Annotated in this window: 1 protein-coding gene; it reads left to right on the top strand. The window is 75.1% G+C overall.

Annotated elements, in window-relative coordinates; all coding sequences use genetic code 11:
- Nucleotides 1-855, top strand: an 855-nt coding sequence (locus HMPREF0975_RS14340; RefSeq protein WP_009234961.1) for an ABC transporter permease, incomplete at its 5' end; no start/stop codon positions are given.
- Nucleotides 856-867 lie beyond the last annotated feature (12 nt).

Here is an 867-nt window from a genome sequence, read left to right as displayed (position 1 = left end):
CGGCCGGGCTGGGGCGAGAGGGTCGGTTGGAGCCTGGCCGTCGTCGGCCCGCTGGCCTTCCTGACGCTCTTCTTCGCCTGGCCCGTGGCCACCCTCATGGGCCGCGGCCTCGCGCCCGACGGCGCCCTGGACCTGAGCGGCTTCGGCGACGTCCTCGCCCGCGAGCGCACCTGGCGGATCCTGGGGCAGACCCTCACCCAGGCCGCGCTCGGCACGGCCGTGTGCGTGGCCCTCGGCATCCCCGGGGCCCTCGTGCTCTACCGGCGCACTTTCCCCGGCCGCGACCTGCTGCGCGGAGTGGTGACGGTGCCCTTCGTGCTGCCGAGCGTCGTCGTCGGCGTCGCCTTCCACGCCCTGGTCACCCGCGGCGGGCCCCTGGAGGTGCTGGGCCTGGACGGGACGCTGAGCGCGGTCGTGGCCGCGCTGGCCTTCTTCAACTACGGGCTCGTGGTGCGCACCGTGGGGACCATGTGGTCGCGACTCGACCCTCGCGCCGTGGAGGCCGCCCGGGCCCTGGGGGCTTCGCCGATGCGGGCCTTCGCCACCGTCACCCTGCCCGCGCTGGCGCCCGCGATCGCCTCGGCCGCCTCCCTGACCTTCCTGTTCTGCGCCACCGCCTACGGGGTGGTGCTCGTGCTCGGCGGGGTGGGGATCGGCACCATCGAGACCGAGATCTACCGGCTGACCACCCAGTACCTCGACCTGCGGGGCGCCGCCGTGCTGTCCGTGGTCCAGCTCGGTGTCATCGCGCTAGCCCTGTGGACGGCCGAGCGGGCGCGCGCCGCCACCCAGACGCGCCTGCGGCTGCGCACCGAGGCGCCCGCCGGGCGGCCTGAGACACGCAACAGGGGATAGGCAAGGGCACAC

Origin of the sequence: Actinomyces sp. oral taxon 849 str. F0330 (assembly GCF_000239715.1) — a bacterium.
Taxonomy (GTDB): Bacteria; Actinomycetota; Actinomycetes; order Actinomycetales; family Actinomycetaceae; genus Actinomyces; species Actinomyces johnsonii.
The sequence above is the reverse complement of the archived record's forward strand: the minus strand, read 5'-3'. Positions and strand labels throughout refer to the sequence as shown.